Source organism: Microbacterium sp. NPDC090281, from assembly GCF_044769635.1.
In the GTDB taxonomy this organism is placed as follows: Bacteria; Actinomycetota; Actinomycetes; order Actinomycetales; family Microbacteriaceae; genus Microbacterium.
Genome location: NZ_JBIVYH010000001.1, coordinates 1623246 through 1640614, shown reverse-complemented (window position 1 = coordinate 1640614; position 17369 = coordinate 1623246). Strand labels below are relative to the sequence as shown.

At 68.4% G+C, this 17369-nt stretch carries 12 protein-coding genes; 4 read left to right on the top strand and 8 right to left on the bottom strand.

Translation table 11 applies throughout. From position 1 onward, the window contains the following. Positions 1 to 33 precede the first annotated feature (33 nt). Both ACIQTX_RS07965 and ACIQTX_RS07960 read right to left on the bottom strand, forming a co-directional pair. Positions 34 to 870: an aldo/keto reductase gene (locus tag ACIQTX_RS07965; protein ID WP_402970963.1), complete on the bottom strand. Its 837-nt coding sequence runs from the start codon at positions 868 to 870 to the stop codon at positions 34 to 36. A gap of 54 nt (positions 871 to 924) precedes the next feature. Next, the gene (locus ACIQTX_RS07960; RefSeq protein WP_402970960.1) at positions 925 to 1512 is read right to left on the bottom strand and encodes a TetR/AcrR family transcriptional regulator; all 588 of its coding nucleotides are present in this window, start codon (positions 1510 to 1512) and stop codon (positions 925 to 927) included. 126 nt (positions 1513 to 1638) lie between these two features. On the opposite strand from ACIQTX_RS07960, the gene ACIQTX_RS07955 reads away from it, so the two are divergent. Continuing rightward, the gene (locus tag ACIQTX_RS07955) at positions 1639 to 2424 is read left to right on the top strand and encodes an SDR family NAD(P)-dependent oxidoreductase (RefSeq protein WP_402970957.1); all 786 of its coding nucleotides are present in this window, start codon (positions 1639 to 1641) and stop codon (positions 2422 to 2424) included. Between the two features lie 55 nt (positions 2425 to 2479). Here the strand turns inward: ACIQTX_RS07955 and ACIQTX_RS07950 are convergent, their stop codons facing one another. Continuing rightward, positions 2480 to 5686: a LamG-like jellyroll fold domain-containing protein gene (locus ACIQTX_RS07950; protein ID WP_402970954.1), complete on the bottom strand. Its 3207-nt coding sequence runs from the start codon at positions 5684 to 5686 to the stop codon at positions 2480 to 2482. Between the two features lie 277 nt (positions 5687 to 5963). After that, positions 5964 to 7151 carry a heparan-alpha-glucosaminide N-acetyltransferase domain-containing protein gene (locus ACIQTX_RS07945; RefSeq protein ID WP_402970952.1) on the bottom strand — a complete coding sequence of 396 codons (1188 nt, stop codon included), beginning with the start codon at positions 7149 to 7151 and terminating at the stop codon, positions 5964 to 5966. A 43-nt stretch (positions 7152 to 7194) separates the two neighbouring features. Between ACIQTX_RS07945 and hrpA the strand changes: the two genes are divergently transcribed. Both hrpA and ACIQTX_RS07935 read left to right on the top strand, forming a co-directional pair. Continuing rightward, entirely contained in the window at positions 7195 to 11172 is a 3978-nt protein-coding gene (hrpA, locus tag ACIQTX_RS07940; RefSeq protein WP_402970949.1) for an ATP-dependent RNA helicase HrpA, read from the top strand. A gap of 39 nt (positions 11173 to 11211) precedes the next feature. Beyond that, complete coding sequence (locus ACIQTX_RS07935; protein WP_402970946.1) at positions 11212 to 12156, top strand: zinc-binding alcohol dehydrogenase family protein; 945 nt, start codon at positions 11212 to 11214, stop codon at positions 12154 to 12156. A gap of 7 nt (positions 12157 to 12163) precedes the next feature. Here ACIQTX_RS07935 and ACIQTX_RS07930 read toward each other — a convergent pair whose 3' ends face one another. The 4 genes from ACIQTX_RS07930 to ACIQTX_RS07915 are packed head-to-tail and all read right to left on the bottom strand — an operon-like array spanning position 12164 to position 16213. After that, positions 12164 to 13060 (bottom strand): nucleoside hydrolase, encoded by an 897-nt coding sequence (locus ACIQTX_RS07930; protein ID WP_105596240.1) that lies wholly within the window; start codon positions 13058 to 13060, stop codon positions 12164 to 12166. A 29-nt stretch (positions 13061 to 13089) separates the two neighbouring features. Further along, entirely contained in the window at positions 13090 to 13992 is a 903-nt protein-coding gene (locus ACIQTX_RS07925; RefSeq protein WP_402970942.1) for a carbohydrate ABC transporter permease, read from the bottom strand. Further along, positions 13989 to 14924 carry a carbohydrate ABC transporter permease gene (locus tag ACIQTX_RS07920; protein WP_402970939.1) on the bottom strand — a complete coding sequence of 312 codons (936 nt, stop codon included), beginning with the start codon at positions 14922 to 14924 and terminating at the stop codon, positions 13989 to 13991. The genes ACIQTX_RS07925 and ACIQTX_RS07920 overlap by 4 nt, the downstream gene beginning before the upstream one ends. Next, a complete protein-coding gene (locus tag ACIQTX_RS07915) occupies positions 14921 to 16213 on the bottom strand; it encodes an extracellular solute-binding protein (protein ID WP_402970936.1) in 1293 nt (430 codons plus the stop codon). The genes ACIQTX_RS07920 and ACIQTX_RS07915 overlap by 4 nt, the downstream gene beginning before the upstream one ends. 153 nt (positions 16214 to 16366) lie before the next feature. Between ACIQTX_RS07915 and ACIQTX_RS07910 the strand changes: the two genes are divergently transcribed. Beyond that, positions 16367 to 17365, top strand: coding sequence for a LacI family DNA-binding transcriptional regulator (locus tag ACIQTX_RS07910; RefSeq protein ID WP_402970933.1), 999 nt, complete (start codon positions 16367 to 16369; stop codon positions 17363 to 17365). Positions 17366 to 17369: the final 4 nt, after the last annotated feature.

Genomic DNA, 17369 nt, shown 5'->3' with positions numbered 1-17369 from the left:
TGTGGGCCAGGGACCCGGTTCGCAAGGAGCGGGTCAGTTGACCTCATCCGGGTGCGAGCCGACGCGGCCGGAGCCGTCGAGCGGGTCGAGAGCATCGATCGCCGCGATCTCGGCGTCGGTCAGCTCGAAGCCGAAGACATCGAGGTTCTCGCGCAGGCGCTCGGCGCGCACCGACTTCGGGAACACGATGATGCCCTTCTGCAGGTGCCAGCGCAGCACGGCCTGCGCGGGGGTGACCCCGTGGGCAGCGGCGGCATCCGCGACAGCCGGGGTGCCGAACAGGTCGTACTTGCCCTGACCGAGCGGACCCCACGCCTCGATGCGCACGCCGTTCGCCTCGGCCCACGCGACCACGTCGCGCTGCTGGTAGGCGGGGTGCAGCTCGATCTGGTTCACGGCCGGAACCACGCCGGTCTCCTTCACAGTGCGCTCCAGGTGCGGCACCAGGAAGTTCGAGACGCCGATGCTGCGGGTGAGGCCCGCCTCGCGCAGTTCGACGAGCTTCGCGAACGCGTGCACGTAGTCGTCCTTGGCAGGCGTCGGCCAGTGCACCAGGTACAGGTCGACTTTCTCCAGCCCGAGCTTCTCGAGGCTCTCGGCGATGGCCGCGCGCGGCTCGTCGTCGTGGTGGCGGTCGTTCCAGAGCTTCGTGGTGATGAAGAGCTCGTCGCGGGCGATTCCGGATGCCGCGACGGCAGCACCCACACCCTCTTCGTTGCCGTAGATCGCGGCCGTGTCGATGTGGCGGTAGCCGATCTCGAGCGCCTCGCTCACCGCGCGCTCGGTCTCTGCCGGCGGCACCTTGAAGACGCCGTAGCCGAGCTGCGGGATGGAGTTGCCGTCGTTCAGTTCGAGTGCAGGAATCGTCATGCCTCCAGCCTATGACCTGTGATGACAGGCGATACCGGACGGTGACGAAAGATGTCAGTCGAGACCGCTGAGCCCCTGCGACATCATCAGGAACGCATCGACCGCGCGCACGGCGGGGCGCGGTCCGTCTGGATCCGCGGTCCACTGTTCGAGGCCGACGCGGATCGCGTCGGTCGCGACGGCGGCGATCAGCCTCGCCTCCCACGCGGCGACTCCCCGCTCCTGGAGGATCTCGCGGAGCCGACGCTCGGAATCGTCGTTGACACGCAACCAGACGTCGCGCATCGCCGCATCGTCGTCGAGACCGCGGAGCACGCCGAGCATCGTCTCGAGCTCGAGCCCGTCGCCCTCTGCGAGCTGCGCGCGGATCACCCCGGGAATCTGCTCTCGCAGCGAACGCTCCCCGACCTGCGCAAAGGCCTCCTGCCAGCGCTGAGCGCCGAAGCTGAGGATCGGCGCGATCGCATCTTCCTTGCGCGCGAAGTACCGGTAGAAGGTGCGCACCGAGACGCCTGCTCGCGCGGCGATCTGCTCGGCGGTGACGCCCGCTACGCCCTGCTCGGCGAACAGCGCGGCGGCGGCGGCGGCGATGTCCCGCTCGGTCGCGGCCTTTCGGCGCTCGGTGAGGGTCGTGGTCTCCACCGTCACAGCGTACGGGAATAGGTCACCCACTCGGCAGGTTGGGTCTATGTGGCACGATCTGCCACACAGGCATAGTCTGCCTACAACGGAACGTCGACACGACGACACCACCACGAAGGGAAGATCATGAACCGCTACGAAGGACGTCGGGCTCTCATCACCGGCGGAGGGTCGGGCATCGGCCAGGCCACGGTGCTGCGCATGCTCCGCGAAGGCGGCAGCGTCGTCGCCGCCGACGTCAGCGCCGCCGGCCTCGAAGACACGGTCGCCAAGGCAGGACCACTCGCCGAGCACCTCACGACCGTGACGATGAACATCGCCGACGAGGCCTCCGTCTCGGCAGGCGTCGCCGAGGCCGTCGCAGCTCTGGGCGGACTCGACGTGCTCGTCAACGCCGCCGGCATCCTGCGCTCCTCGCACACCCACGAGACGACGCTCGACCAGTTCGAGCAGGTCATCCGGATCAACCTGGTCGGCACGTTCCTCGTGATCCGTGAAGCGATCCCCGCCTTGCTCGAAGGCCACTCGGCCGCCGTGGTCAACTTCAGCTCGACTTCAGCCGGCTTCGCCCACCCCTACATGGCGGCCTACGCGGCCAGCAAGGGCGGCGTGCAGTCGATGACCCACGCGCTCGCCGCCGAGTACGCGAAGAGCGGCATCCGCTTCACCGCGGTGCAGCCCGGTTCGATCTCGTCCGGCATGACCGACGGGTCCGGCCAGAGCAACCAGAGCAACGGCCCAGGCCTCCCCGCCGACGCCGACATGAGCCTGTTCATGAAGCTCGCACCCGCGATCGGTCAGGGCTTCGCCGGTCCGGAGTCGGTCGCCGGTGTCGTGGCGATGCTCGCAAGCGAAGACGGCGCCTTCATCACCGGCACCGAGGTGCGCATCGACGGCGGCACCCACTTCTGAGAGACCGCAGGTGGGGGCACCCGACCCGATGCCGGTGCCCCCACCTGCTCACTCACTAGCCCAGTCGGATGGACTTGACCTCGTTCACGCGCACGATGTTGGTGCCCGTCGCGCTGCCGGCCCGATAGGAGAACACCGACGGGGAGCCCTCGGCCTGCAGAGCCGGAGTCGCATCGGTCGTGGACACCTGCCACGCCGTAGGCTCCGGCTGACCCTCGGCCCACAGCTTGGCGCGGATCGTCGTCGACGGTGAACCGGACGTCTCGGTCGACAGGTGGAAGACCGTCCCAGCACTCCAGGTCAGACCGGGAACCGCCGCGCTGGCGATCGCCGTCCCGTTGCGCTGGATGACGACCCAGACCGCCCCGTCGGCGCGATGCCATGCCAGCGCGCGGTACCCGCCGTCACCGGCACGACGAGAACCCGCACCGACGTACGCCGTGCCGGACTCCGGACCGCCCGAGAGCGTATACGACATCGTCGTGGCAGAATCCCGCACCGACGCGTCGTCCAGCAGCATCTCGCGCGTCTGCCCCGCAGCGAGGTCGATGACCCCGGCACCGTCGACCACGGAGAGCGCGGTCGACTTGCCCTGCATCGGCGTCCACACACCACCCACATCAGCGGTGCCCCAGCCGGAGTCGACCGCACGATCGAATCCGTCCGTCGCCACCACGACATCGGCCACGACGGGAGCCGTCACCACGACCTGCTTCTCGCTCGACGCCGACAATCCACTGCTGTCGGTCACCGTCACGCGCACCGTGTAGGTGCCCGCCGCCGCGTACTCGTGCGACGCGGTCACACCCGTGGCCGTCGAGCCGTCGCCGAAGTCCCAGGCGTAGGCGCTGATCGATGCCGCACCGTCGGCGACCGAGCCGGACGCGTCGAGCGCCACGCTCAGATCGGTCGGCTGCGCCGTGAAGGCCGCCGTCGGGGCCTTGAGCCCCTTCCCCACCTGGAAGTGCGCACGCACCTGATCCGCGTTCAACGCGACCGGGTACACCGCGGCCTCGTCCAGCGAGCCCTTGAAGTAGTTCGACGAGGGCGCCGACGGCCAGCCCGTGAGCAGGTCACCGCCGATGCGGAGGTAGGCGGGATCGGTCCCCGCCGTCGTCACCGCAGGATCCGAGGCGACGAGCTCGCCATCGACGTACAGCTTCATCCCCTCCGCGCCCTGCGAGACGACCGCGTGATGCCAGGTGCCGTCATTGAGTGCCTTGTCGCCGGAGATCGTGGCGCGGCTCTGACCGGCGAAGACGCCGAAGGTCACAGTGCCGCTGTTGGTCATGTAGAGCTGACGGTCGACGGTCGCGGAGCTGCCCGTCTTGGCAGCCCCGGAGCCGATGAGCATGCCGCCGGTCTTCGTGGTCGTCTGGAACCAGATCTCCGAGGAGAACTCCTTCGACACCGCGGCCTTGGCATCGGACGACACCCGGCCGTTCGTCGTACCGTTGAACGTGGTCGATCCGGTGCCGCTGTTCTCGATGCCGGACGACGAGACCGTGGCGCCCGTGCCGTTCACCGGGTTGTTCGCGCCCGCCCAGTCCTTCGAGACGTTCCCCATCGGGTAGTACAGCGACGGACCGTCCGCGAGAACCTTCGTCGTATACGCCGAAGCGGTCCCCGCCGTGGCCTTGGCGTTCACGCTCGCACTCGTGGCGGTGTTGCCGTTGCCGTCCTTCGCGACCACCGTGTAGCTCTGCGTCGCACCCGGCGTCGCCGTCGGGTCGTCGAGCGTGACCGTCGCGCGCTTCCACCAGGTGCCGTCCGCGGTCGTGCTCGCCACCGGTTCAGCGGTTCCGGCCCGGTACAGCTCGTACGTGAGCGTCAGATCGTCCCGATCCCAGTTCGTCTGGATCGACACACGAGCACGGCCGGGCACCGGGGACGTCCCGGCGGTCGGCTTCCAGCTCGCATCGGAGACCCGAGGGCCGTCCTTCGCACCATCGGGCGGGTTCGTCGAGAAGCGCACCAGTCCCTCGAACTGGCCGTTGTTGACGGATCGGAACTCACCGCCGATCGAGATCATGTCGCCAGCGCCCGTGATGGACAGTCCGGCCTGACCGAGTCCGGTCGTGGTGCCGACCGACCAGTCCGGCGCCCACTGATACGGCGACGGTGCCGGGGTTCCCGCCCAGTTCGCGTACCCGGAGTAGGTGTTCGCGGCGAGGGTGCCGCGCGCATCGGCCGTGTATGCCTCCGCGTACTGGTACACCGCGGGGTTCTTCTGCGGCTGCAGGCCCATCGTGTTGCAGGAGTGCATGTGGCTGGTCGTGTAGACCACCTTGCCGGTCGAGTACACGCCGTAGTGGTCGCCGTGGCAGTCCGCGATCCAGCGCACCGCGCCGGTGCCGGCCTCGGCCGCGAACGTCCCCTCGAGGTTTCCCCCGCCGGCCCAGCTCCAGCCGGTGCCGTAGACGGTGTTCGCGTCGGTGGCGAGTGCGAAGATGCCGGAGTTGCTGCTGCTCCCGCTGTTCTTGACGACCTTGGGTATGCCCCAGGCGGTGTCAGCCGCCCCGGTGGACTTGTCCACTGCCGCCGAACCGCGCAGGCTGCTTCCGTTGACCGTCGAGAAACGTCCTCCGACGATGACGTTCGTCCCGGCCGGGTCCATCACCAGGGCATCGACCTGGCGGTCGGCCTGGGGTGCCCAGCTCATGAGCGCGCCGTTCTGCTGGTCGAAGGCTGCGAGGTTCTTGCGGGCGACGCCGTTGGCCTGGGTGAACAGACCACCGAGGTAGATGTTCGACCCGTCGGTGGTGATCGCGTACACGCCACTGCCGCCGATCGACGGCGCGAACTGCGGCACCAACTCACCGGTCTTCGCATCCAGCGCCGCGAAGTTCCACCGATCCTTGCCGTTCACACTGTTGAACGAGCCACCGATATAGATGCGCGACCCATCAGGAGACGCCGCGACCGCCTTGATCACGCCGTTGACCTTCGGCGCGAACGACGACAGAGCGCCAGAGACGATGTCGTACGCCAGCACGTTCGACCGCGCCGTCAAAGAAGTGCCAGGTGCAGCCTTCGGCTCCCGCGCGTTGTCGAACTTCCCCACCGCGTACACCGTCGTACCGATCGTGGTCTGCGCCCACACGTACCCGTTGTCGATCTGCACCGTCGGAATCGGATCCGACGTCACCACATTCTCATCGCGCTGCAGCTGCGGTGGCGTCGACGGTGGCACGTCGGCAGCAGCCGCCGCGGTCGCTCCGACTCCGGACAATCCCGCGATCAACAGGCCCGCGGTCAGCACTGATGCGACAGCACCCCGTACTCCGCGCCCAAAACTCGTGTTCCCCACAACGACTCCCCAGTCATGTTCTTTCGAACGCGAAGTCACCTTCACACCGCGCGCTCGACGAAATCGAGGCGGCGAAGAACGCCGCAAACGCGGTGGTGTGAACTCCCCAGTTCGAAACTCCCCAGTCCCGACCCGAAAAAAGGGCCGGTCGCGAACGCCAGAAAGCGCTGCACTTCCACGCTAGCACATCGTCTGGCCCGCCCCTATCCGCGAGCGGCGTCCGACCTGCTCAGCGCCGGGGCACCGCCGCCATCGCCGCAGCTCCTCGGCCGACCAGACGTTCAAGCGGTCCACGTCCGAAGAACATCGACCAGAGTGTCGTGACGAGGAGCAGTCCGATCGCGGTCGCGGCCCAGAACGCATTGCTGGAGAAGAACGCGCCAGGCCCGCCGACCAGCACGATCGAAACGACGTGCGCGCTGTATGCCGTCAACGGCATGGAGCCGAGCGCTCCCAACGGGAGCAGTACCCAGCGCAGTGGCCTGCTCAGCAGCAGACACAGCGCGATGACCACGAGCGCGAAGCCGCCGGAGCCGAGGATCTCGGCCGTGCCGCCGCTGTGCGGGTCGACCGCGAAGACCGCGGTGAGCACGGCGCCGAGAGGATCGCTCTCGGCGAGCGCCTGCGGGTAACTCTCCCACCCGGACGGTGCCGTGCCGATGCTGCCGGACCCGCCGTCGATGATCGAACTGCCCTCGCCCGACGAGAACGAGCTGCTGCCGAGGGAGCCGGTGATGCCCGCAGTCTGTCCGATCCCTCCCAGGCCGTAGCCGACCACCACGAGCGCGAGACCGATACCGAGAGCGACCACCGAAGCGCGAAGCTGCCCGATGTGCAGACGCCCGAGCGCCATGCCCGCCAGCACCAGCGACATCCAGACCGTGATCGGATACGTGCCGTAGAACACGAACCCGATGCCGGAGCCGTAGGGGTGAAGCATCACCGCGTTCAGGAACGCGAGCAGTGCGGGCCCGAGGAGCGCGAGCACCGCAGCACCCGTCAGCAGCTGCCAGGGTCGCCACCGCAGGAACGGGATGACCGCGACGTAGAGCAGGCCGTACAGGGTGAGGATCACGGCGATCGGGGTGTTCAGCATCTCCAGGGCCAGGCCGATGAGGAAGATCACCGCACCGCGTCCGATCAGGTTCAGCCGGATGCCCGGGATGCGCTCGCGCTCGGGCACGGCGCTGCGTCCGGTCATCAGGGCGATCGAGATTCCTGCGAGCACCGCGAACAGGATCGAGGAGCGCCCGTGCACCAGGTCGGTCCATGTCGCCGGGTCGAGCCACTCGAACGGCTCGGTCTCGCCGATGTGCGCTCCGGCCATGCCGAGGATCGCCAGCCCCCTGGCGATGTCGAGTCCGAGGATGCGCGGGGGCCGTCCGAACTCGCGGAACCACTGCAGCACTCTCGTCATCCGACGATCGTATGTGCTCGATCCCGGCATACGATGGAGGGCTATGTCCTCCCCTGTGATCTCCTATCCCCCGGAGCTGCCCGTCAGCGCTGCCAGGGCCGAGATCGCCGACGCCATCCGCGACCACCAGGTCGTCATCGTCGCCGGTGCCACCGGATCGGGCAAGACCACCCAGCTGCCGAAGATCGCGCTGGAACTCGGTCGGGAGCGCATCGCGCACACGCAGCCTCGACGCCTCGCCGCCCGCACGATCGCGGAGCGCGTCGCAGAAGAGCTCCAGGTCGAGCTCGGCACCCTCGTCGGATACAAGGTGCGCTTCACCGACAAGGTGTCTGAATCCACCCGCATCGCCCTGATGACCGACGGCATCCTGCTCAACGAGATCCATCGCGACCGGCTGCTCACCCGCTACGACACGATCATCATCGACGAGGCGCACGAGCGCTCCCTCAACGTCGACTTCCTGCTCGGCTACCTCGTCCGCATCCTCCCCGAGCGCCCCGACCTGAAGGTGATCATCACCTCGGCGACGATCGATCCGGAGAGCTTCGCGAAGCACTTCGCCGCACCGTCCGGCGCAGAGGGCGACCGCATCCCGGCACCGATCATCGAGGTCTCGGGCCGCACGTACCCGGTGGAGATCCGCTATCGCGGGCAGGTCGAGGGGTCGGACGACGAGGACACGCCTGCCGAACCGGAGGACGAGGTCTCGGCGATCGTCGCCGCCCTGCGCGAACTCGACCGCGAAGCTCCGGGCGATGTACTCGTCTTCCTCCCGGGCGAGGCCGAGATCCGCGACGCCGCCGATGCCGTGCGCGGTGCGTACGCGAACGACCGCGCGCCCACCGAGGTGCTGCCCCTCTTCGGCCGCCTCTCCGCCGCCGACCAGCACCGGGTGTTCGAGCGCAGCCGGGTCGCCGGCGTACGCCGCCGGGTCATCCTCGCCACGAACGTCGCCGAGACGAGCCTCACGGTTCCCGGCATCAAGTACGTGATCGACACCGGGACCGCCCGCATCTCGCGCTACAGCAACCGTTCCAAGGTGCAGCGGCTGCCGATCGAGGCGATCTCCCAGGCGTCGGCCAATCAGCGCTCCGGCCGTGCGGGCCGCACCAGCGACGGCATCGCGATCCGCCTCTACTCGGAGGACGACTACGACAAGCGGCCGGAGTACACCGAGCCCGAGATCCTGCGCACCTCGCTGGCATCCGTCATCCTGCAGATGCTGTCGCTCGGCTTCGGCGACATCACCGCCTTCCCCTTCCTCACCCCGCCCGACTCCCGAGGAGTGAAGGCCGCGTTCGACCTGCTGACCGAGCTCGGCGCCGTCGAGCCGTCCCGCAGCGATGGTTCCCCGCATCTCACCCGCACGGGGCGCGACATCTCGCGGATGCCGATCGACCCACGGTTCGCGCGCATGCTGATCGAGGCAGGACGCTCGGGTTCCGGCGCAGGAGTGACCCGTGACGTCCTCGCGATCGTCTCGGGCATGACGATCCAGGATGTGCGCGAACGACCGGAGGAGCGTCGCGAGGAGGCTGACCGGCTGCACGCGCGATTCGTCGACCCGACCAGTGACTTCCTGACCCTGCTGAATCTGTGGAACCACCTGCGTGAACAGCAGCGGGAGCTCGGGTCGAGCGCGTTCCGTCGCCTGTGCCGCTCCGAGCACCTCAATTACGTGCGGGTTCGCGAGTGGTTCGACGTGCATCGCCAGCTGCGCACACTCGTGAAGACCCCCGACCGTGGCGGCGACGACACCCGGATCGGCAAAGACGGCGGCGCGAGCGACCCCGACTCGATCCACCGCGCCATGCTCGCCGGTCTCCTGTCGCAGATCGGCATCCTCGACGAGCGCACCGCCCCTGCGGGCAAAGCGCACTCCCCCGCCAAGGAGCCCAAGGGCCGGCGGAGTGCGGAGTACCGCGGGGCCCGCGGCATCCGGTTCTCGATCTTCCCCGGTTCGGGGCTGCGCAAGAAGAGCCCGCGCGCGGTGATCGCCGCCGAGATCGTCGAGACCTCCCGCACCTTCGCGCGGACCGTAGCCGCGATCGACCCGGCCTGGGCGGAGCCCCTCGCCGGCGATCTCGCCAAGCGGCAGGTGACCGAGCCGCACTGGTCGAAGGATGCCGGCGCCGCTGTCGCGTTCGAGAAGGTGACACTGTTCGGGCTCGAGATCATTCCGCGTCGACGCGTGCAGTTCGCGCGGATCGACCGGGCAGCGTCGCGCGAGCTGTTCGTGCGGCACGCGCTCGTCGAGGGCGAATGGGACCCGACGCGGATCGACAAGCGGGTGAGCGCGTTCTGGCGCAGCAACGCCGAACTTCGCAAGCGCCTCGAGAAGCTGGAGGAGCGCGAGCGCCGCCGTGACATCCTCGCCGGCGACGAAGCGGTCTTCCGGTTCTACGACGAGCGCATCCCCGCCGACGTGTTCGATGTGCGCTCCTTCGAGAGCTGGTGGCGAGAGGCCATGGCGACGACGCCGAAGCTGCTCGTGATGCGCGAGAGCGACCTGATCGACGACGAGGAGCGCGCTGATCAGCGCGAGTTCCCGACGCGGTGGACTCAGGGCGACCAGGTGCTCGGCCTCGCATACCGGTTCGAACCCGGCGCGGACGACGACGGCGTCAGCGTGGTCGTGCCGCTGCCGCTGCTCGCCCAGATCGAGGACCGTGGCTTCGACTGGCAGGTTCCGGGTCTGCGCGCCGAACTCGTGACAGGCCTGCTGCGCGCGCTCCCCAAGGCGATCCGTCGCCATGTGGTCCCTGCCGCCGACTGGGCCGAGAAGTTCGGTGCGGAGCTCGCCGAAGAAGGCCCGGAGTCGCACGGCGGCCTGCCCCCGCGCACTCTCAAGGAGGCCCTGGCCCGGCGCATCCAGCCGCTCGCGAACCAGCTGGTCTCGGCGGCCGACTTCGACGATGAGCGGGTGCCCCCTCATCTGCGCATGAACTTCCGTGCCGTGGACGAACGCGGCAGGGTCGCAGGCTCCGGCCGCGACTTGCGGGCACTGCAGGCGCAGCTCTCCGATCGGGCCCGCAGCAGCGTCGCCCGCTCGATCGCCGCGCCTGCGCGCTCCGGAGGACCGGGCGGGAACCGGGGTGCCGAGCGCAGCGGTGTCGGCGGGGGTGTCGAACGTATCGCCGCCGCGTCGATCGAGCAGACCGGTCTCACGGCCTGGACCTTCGGTGATCTGCCCGAGGTGCTCGACACCCGCGTCGCCGGCGGCGTCGTGCGCGGGTACCCCGCCATCGTCGATCAGGGCAAGAGCGTGTCGGTGCGCGTCGAGTCGACACCGGATGCGGCTGCCGCGGCCACCCGCGACGGCGTGCTGCGGCTGGTGCTGCTGGGCGTGCCCTCCCCCTCCTCGTACGTGCAGGAGCACCTGACCAGTCAGGAGAAGCTCGCCCTCGCTGCCTCGCCTTACCAGTCCGCTGCCGCCCTCATCGAGGATTGCCGCGCCGCGGTCGCCCGCAGTGTCATCCACAAGACGGTGCCGGGCGGCATCGTCCGCAGCGAAGCCGAGTTCGCCCGGGTGCGCGACGCGGTCTCTGCTGTCCTCGTCGACGAGCTGTTCGCCTGCGTCTCACTGGTGGCACGCATCCTGACCAAGTCCCGCGAAGTCGAACGCGGCATCAAGTCGCAGAACTCGCTCGCCCTGCTCGGACCGCTGAACGACATCCGCACCCAGCTCAGCGGGCTGCTGCACCCGGGGTTCATCTCCGCCGCCGGCGCCGAGCGGCTCACGCACTTCCCTCGATACCTGGAGGGGATGGTCGACCGCCTGAAGACCCTGGCCAGCGAACCGGGCAAGGACCGCGCGCGCATGACCGAGTACGAGCGGATGGCGAAGGCCTTCGAAGACGCCGGCGGCACCATCCCGCTCCCGGCCGATGCGCCGACTGCGCTGGTCGAGGTGCGCTGGCTGCTGGAGGAGTACCGCGTCAGCGTGTTCGCCCAGCGCCTGGGTACCGCCCAGCCGGTGTCGCCGCAGCGCATCATGAAGGTGCTGTCCGGCCGCTGATCCGCAACCGCGGGTGCCCGGCGCGGGTAGCCTGAAGGCATGGCCAGCGCGATCGTCTACACCGAGTTCGGTTCCCCCGATGTCCTGCACCTGATCGAGGTCCCCGATCCCGTCGCCGCGCGCGGCGAGGTCGTCGTCCGCATCGAGGCGGCCGGCGCGAATCCGATCGACGCGAAGATGCGCAGCGGCAAGCGGCCATCGCCTCCGATCACCGAGCCGCGTCCGGTCGGCTTCGACGGAGCCGGCATCGTCGAGGCGCTCGGCGAGGGCGTCGACGACTTCGCGGTCGGCGACCGGGTGGCGATCCGTGACGGGCGTGGCACCTACGCCTCGGCGCTCGCGATCTCGACCGAGAACCTCGCGAAGCTTCCGGACTCCGTCACGACCGCGGAGGGCGCCGCGATCGGCATCCCCGCCGGCACCGCCTACCAGTCGCTGCGCTCACTCGACGTGAGCGGCAGCGATGTGCTGCTCGTGCACGGCGGCTCCGGCGCGGTCGGACAGGCCGCGGTGCAGTTCGCCGTGGCCTGGGGCACGACCGTGATCGCGACCGCGAGCTCCGCCCGCCACGAGCAGCTGCGCGAACTGGGCGCGATTCCCGTGGCCTACGGCGACGGTCTCCTCGACCGGGTGCGCGAGGCCGCGCCCTCCGCCGTCACCGTGGCGCTGGACTGCGCCGGCACCGACGAGGCCATCGAGACCTCGCTCGCGCTCATGGCGGACCGTGAGCGCATCGCCACGATCGTCCGGGGCCCGGACGCCGCATCCTTCGGCATCCGCGCGTTCTCCGGCGGCTCGCCCGTACCGTTGACCGACCAGGAGCTCGCCTGGCGTGCCGAGGCGCTGCCCGAGACGATCGCGCTCCTGTCCACCGGCGACTTCGTCGTCGACCTGGGCCCGCAGCTGCCGCTCGCCGAAGCGGCGCAGGCCCATGAGCTCATGGAACCCGGCGCCGCCTCGGGCAAGATCATCCTGCTGCCCTAGCCGCAGGTCAGACGGCGGTGTCGATCGCTGCGCCGACGATGCCGACGACGATCGCCTCGGCGACCGCCTCCGCATCGAGCCCCGTGACGATCCTGGTCTCGCCCTCGCCCGGGTGGAATCGGCTCACGCCCTCGATCTCTCCACCCCGGAGGATCTCGATACGACCACGTGGCGAGAACGCGAAGAGCTCGGGCTGCGTCAGCGTGAGCACAGTCACGGGGTCGTGCGGCACGTTCCACTCCGTGCCCCAGAACTCCCACCACTGCCTGATCTCGGCATCGATCACGCGCCCGAGCTCCCCGGATGCGCTCATCCGCACGAGGGCATCGCTTCCCATCGTGATGAGTCGTGTGATCTCGAGGCCCGCCACGGTCGTGGGGATACCGGCGGCGAAGACGATCTCGGCCGCGGTGGCGTCGCTGCGGAAGTTGTGCTCCGAGTCTTCTTCCACGGCGAACGAGCCGCCCATGACCCAGAGATGCCGGACCGCACCTGCGAATCGCGGTTCGCGCTCGATGGCTGCCGCGATGTTGGTGAGGGGTCCGATCGCGATCACGTCGACGGTGCCCGGCTCGGCACAGACGGTCTCGATGAGATGGTCCACGGCGTCGTCACCGTCGAGCAGGTGTCGATCGAGGTCCTCGTAGAGTCGGGCTTCGTGCCCGGCCCACCAGATCTCGCGTCCGGACAGCGTCTCCGACTCCCCGGCGTGGACGGGGATGGTCACGCCGGCGATCTCGGCGATGCGCTTCGTCATCCGCCCGCGCAGCGCGGTGTCGCCGTACACAGTGGTCACACCGAGGAGCTCGATCTCCGGAGAGCCGAAGATGAGCGCGAGCGCCATCAGGTCGTCGACATCCGTGCCGATGTCGGTGTCGAGGATGACGTGGTGGAGTGCAGACATGTGTCGTGCGCCTTTCGTGTTCTGCGTCACTACTTCAGACCCGTCGTGCTGACGGACTGGATGAAGTAGCGCTGGAAGCCGAGGATGATGGCCAGTGGGATGAGGACGAGGATCATGGATGCGGCGAACAGGACGCCGTAGTCCACCTGGAACTGCCCCTGCATGTTCGACAACGCGACCGGACCGAGGATGTGGTCGCTGTCGGTGCCCATGAGCAGCGGCCAGACGTAGGCCTGCCACTGGAACAGGAAGAGCATCAGGCCGGCGCCGATCAGCGCGGGGCGCGAGAGCGGCAGATAGATGCGGGTGAAGATTCCCCACCAGCCCAGGCCGTCGAGGCGCCCTGCCTCGACGAGCTCTTCGGGGATCGCGAGGAAGAAGGTGCGCAGCAGGAAGATCGCCATCCCGTTGCCGATCCCGGGAAGGATGAGCCCGAGGAAGGTGTTCTGCAGCTGCCAGTCGCGGAACATCGCGGCCAGCGGGATAGCGATCGCGTCGAACGGGATGAGGAACGAAAGGATCACCACCGAGAACAGCACCGTCTGCCCCCGGAATCGGAATGCGGAGAGCCCGAACGCAGCGGTCGCGCAGACCACCAGCCCGACGATCACCGTCACCACGCTCACGAAGAGCGAGTTGAGGATGGCGCGTCCGAGGTCGCTGTCCAGCAGCGCGGCGTAGTTGTCGAGTGTGGGCGTGAGGGTGAAGAACGTCTGCCACTGCAGCGGGTTCAGGTAGCTGAAGGTCTCAGACCCGGGGCGGAGCGAATTGATGAAGGTCCACCACAGCGGGGCGAGGAAGGCGATGCCGACCGTGATGGAGAGCAGCGTCGACCACAGGATCAGGATCGTCTTGCGGGAGAGGCGCCGTCGTGCGCCGGTGCGGGTAGAGCCTGCGGCGATGCCCGTCGTGTCTTCGGCTATGCCCGTCATGGCTGGTCCTCCGTCTTGAGCAGGCGGAACTGCAGCGCCACGATCACCACGGTGATGAGCACCAGGATCACGACCTCGGCCTGCGCCTTGTTGATGTCGCCGAACGTGAAGGCTCGGGTGTACAGATCGTGCATGAGCAGGTTGGTCGAGCCGTTGGGGCCGCCCTTGGTGAGGATCTGCACCGGCGCGAACACGAGGAAGTTCGACACCGTGTCCGCGACGAGCACGAAGGCCAGCGGTCGGCGCAGCAGCGGCAGCGTGATGGACCATGTCTGCCGCCACCAGGACGCCCCGTCGAGCGATGCCGCCTCGTAGTAGGAGGTGGGGATGTCGTTGAGGCCGGCGATCAGGAACATCATCCAGTAGCCGACGCCGATCCAGGACAGCAGGATCATGATCGAAAGCAGCGCCTGATACGGCGAGGTGAGGAACGGCTGCGGCGGAATGCCGAAGACCGCGAGGAAGCCGTTCGCGAGTCCGTCCGGGCGGTAGATGACACTCCACACGACCGCGGAGACCGCTGGCGGCACCGCGATGGGGAGGATCACCATCGAGCGCCAGAACTTCGACCCGACGGCCCTTCGCGTGAACAGCACCGCGAGCAGGAACGCGGCGGCGATCTGCAGCGGGTTGATGATCACGGCGAAGAGCAGCGTGACAGCCAGCGAGTTCTGGAAGTCGGCGTTCGCGAACAGCTCGACGTAGTTGCCGAGGCCCACGAAAGAGGTACCGCCGAGCAGAGTCGTGCGCGACAGGCTGTCGACGAGAGCGACACCAGCCGGGGCGAGACGCAGCAGGAGCAGGGCGATCAGTGCCGGAAGCAGGAAGAGCAGCGCGATTCCTGCGGGGCTCCGACGGCGATGCCGCTCGCCCGATCCGCGGGTGCGGGAATGGCGATTCGCCACTCCCGCACCCTTGGTGGGGGTACTCATCGCAGCTGACTCCAGGCATCCTCGATCTGGGACTGCGCCTGCACAAGACGTTCGCCCGCGTCTGCGCCGTTGCGGATATCGCCGAAGGCCTTGTTGATCAGCGACTCGAACTGCACGTAGCCCACCGAGACGGGCCGGGCCACCGCGGTGTTCTCGATCTCGGAGGTGATGAGATCGGCGACGCCCGTGCCGTGGTCGCCCGCGAGTGCCTCGAGGGTGGGGAGGTAGGTAGCGGCCGCCTCCGTGTTGGCGGGGATGATCGTGGTCGCCTCGGTCGTGGCGAGGCTGCCTTCCGGGTCCAGCGCCGCGAACTCCAGGAACTCCTGGGCTGCGGCCTTGTTCTTCGACGCGGTGTTGATACCCCACGACCACGAGCCGGTCGGCGTGACCTCCGATCCGCCCTCGAAGTACGGGTGCGGGGCGATGCCCCAGTCGAAGTCGGCGTTGGCCGCGAACCCGCCGACGTCCCACGGCCCGCCGACGAAGAATGCGACCTTCTGGTCGGTGAAGACCGCGCTGGTCTGGAAGCCGCCCACACCACGTGGCGACAGTCCGGACTGGAAGGTGTCGGCGTACCAGGACAGCGCCTTGTTCCAGCCGTCGTCGGTCACATCCACCTCGAGCATGTCCTTGCCGGAGATGCCGGAGCCACCGCCCGCCGACTCGATCAGGGGCTGCAGCTGGTAGTAGGCCTCGACCTGCTCCAGGAGCAGTCCAGACTCGGCGCCTGCGGCCTGCGCCGCACGTCCGGCCTCGGCGACCTGCTCCCACGTCCAGCGCGACGCCGGATCGATGGCGGGTGCCTCGACTCCCGCGGCCGCGAGGAGGCTCTTGTTGTAGAACAGCATCTGGGTGGAGTTCCAGATGGACAGGGCATACATCTTGTCGTCGTAGATGTTGATGTCGTACTGCGCGGCGGAGGTCGCCTTCTTCGCCTGGTCCTTGAGATCGCTCAGATCTTCGAGGAATCCCTGCGCGGCGATCTGCGCGAGGTTCGGCTGGTCGACCGCGAAGACGTCGATCGTGTCGTCCTTCGCCGAGAGCCGCTGCTGGAGCGTGGTGGCGTACTGGTCGAACGGCACCTGGGTGTACTCCACCGTGATGTCGGGGTGTCCCTTCTCGAACGCGGCGATCACCGGGGCGAAGACCTGGGGATCCTCCGGACCGAGGAACCGCACCGTGCCCCCGGCATCCTCCGAACCGGATGTACCGGCATCGGCACCGGAGCAACTCGAGAGCGCGAGAGCGGCGATAGCCAGCCCTGCGATCGCGGCGACGTGTCGCTTCATGTTCTTCTCCCTTGAACGAGCATTGAATCTATGCGGTTAGACGATGCGGTTAGATGGACTATAGTCCGAGATGGACATCGAATCAAGTGAGTATCGGCAGGCCCGGTGCTAGCCTGACACCGGTGAATCTAACCGCTTAGTGGGGGGAACGGCATGTCAACCGCCAAGGACGTAGCTGATAGAGCCGGCACTTCCACGGCCGTCGTGAGCTACGTGTTCAACAACGGTCCGCGCAACGTCTCCCCCGCGACGCGGGAGAAGGTGTTGCAGGCCGCGACCGAACTCAGCTACCGACCCAACGCCCTGGCCCGCGCATTGAGCTTCGGCAAGACGCTGTCGATCGGCCTGATCGTGCCTGACATCGCCAACAGGTTCTTCGGCGAACTCGCCCGCGCGCTCGAAGAGGCGGCGGCGGCGCAGGGCAACCTCCTGCTGATCGGAGACTCGGGGCTCGACGTCGAAAGAGAGCACTCGCACGTCGCGGCCTTCGTGGAGCGGCGCGTCGACTCCGTCGTCATGGTGTCGATGTCGGACACCCCTGATCTGCGCGCCTTCACGGATGCAGGCATCCCGATCGCGGTGCTGCACCCCGTCGCCCCAGGGCAGCAGGCATCATCGATCTCGATCGACTACCGTGCCGCAGCCGAGGCCGCGACCGCCCACCTGATCGGTCACGGCTACCGCTCGATCGCCCTGCTCAACGGACCGAGCGACTCGGCCGGATCCCGCCAACATCGCGACGGGTTCTTCCGCGCGATCGAGGCGAGCGGCGTCGTGGTCGAGACGACGGAGCTGCAGACCGAGATCTCCCGCGCGCACGCGGCCCAGGTCGCCCTCGACGTGCTCGCACGACCCTCGCGACCCCGCGCCTTCTACTGCTCGACAGACGAGCAGGCCCACGGCGTGATGTTCGCGTGCCACCGCCTCGGCCTTGCGATTCCCGAAGACGTCGCCGTGACCGGGTTCGACGGCACGGAGCATTCCGCCTATACGTATCCCCCGCTCACGACGGTGCGTCAGCCGGTGCCGGAGATGGCGGAGCGGGTGATCGCCCTCCTCACCGGACCAGCTGACCTCCCCGTCCACGAGACCGCACCGTTCGAGCTCATCCTCCGCGAGTCGTGCGGCCCGCACGAGCGCCCGCAGTCCTGAAGGA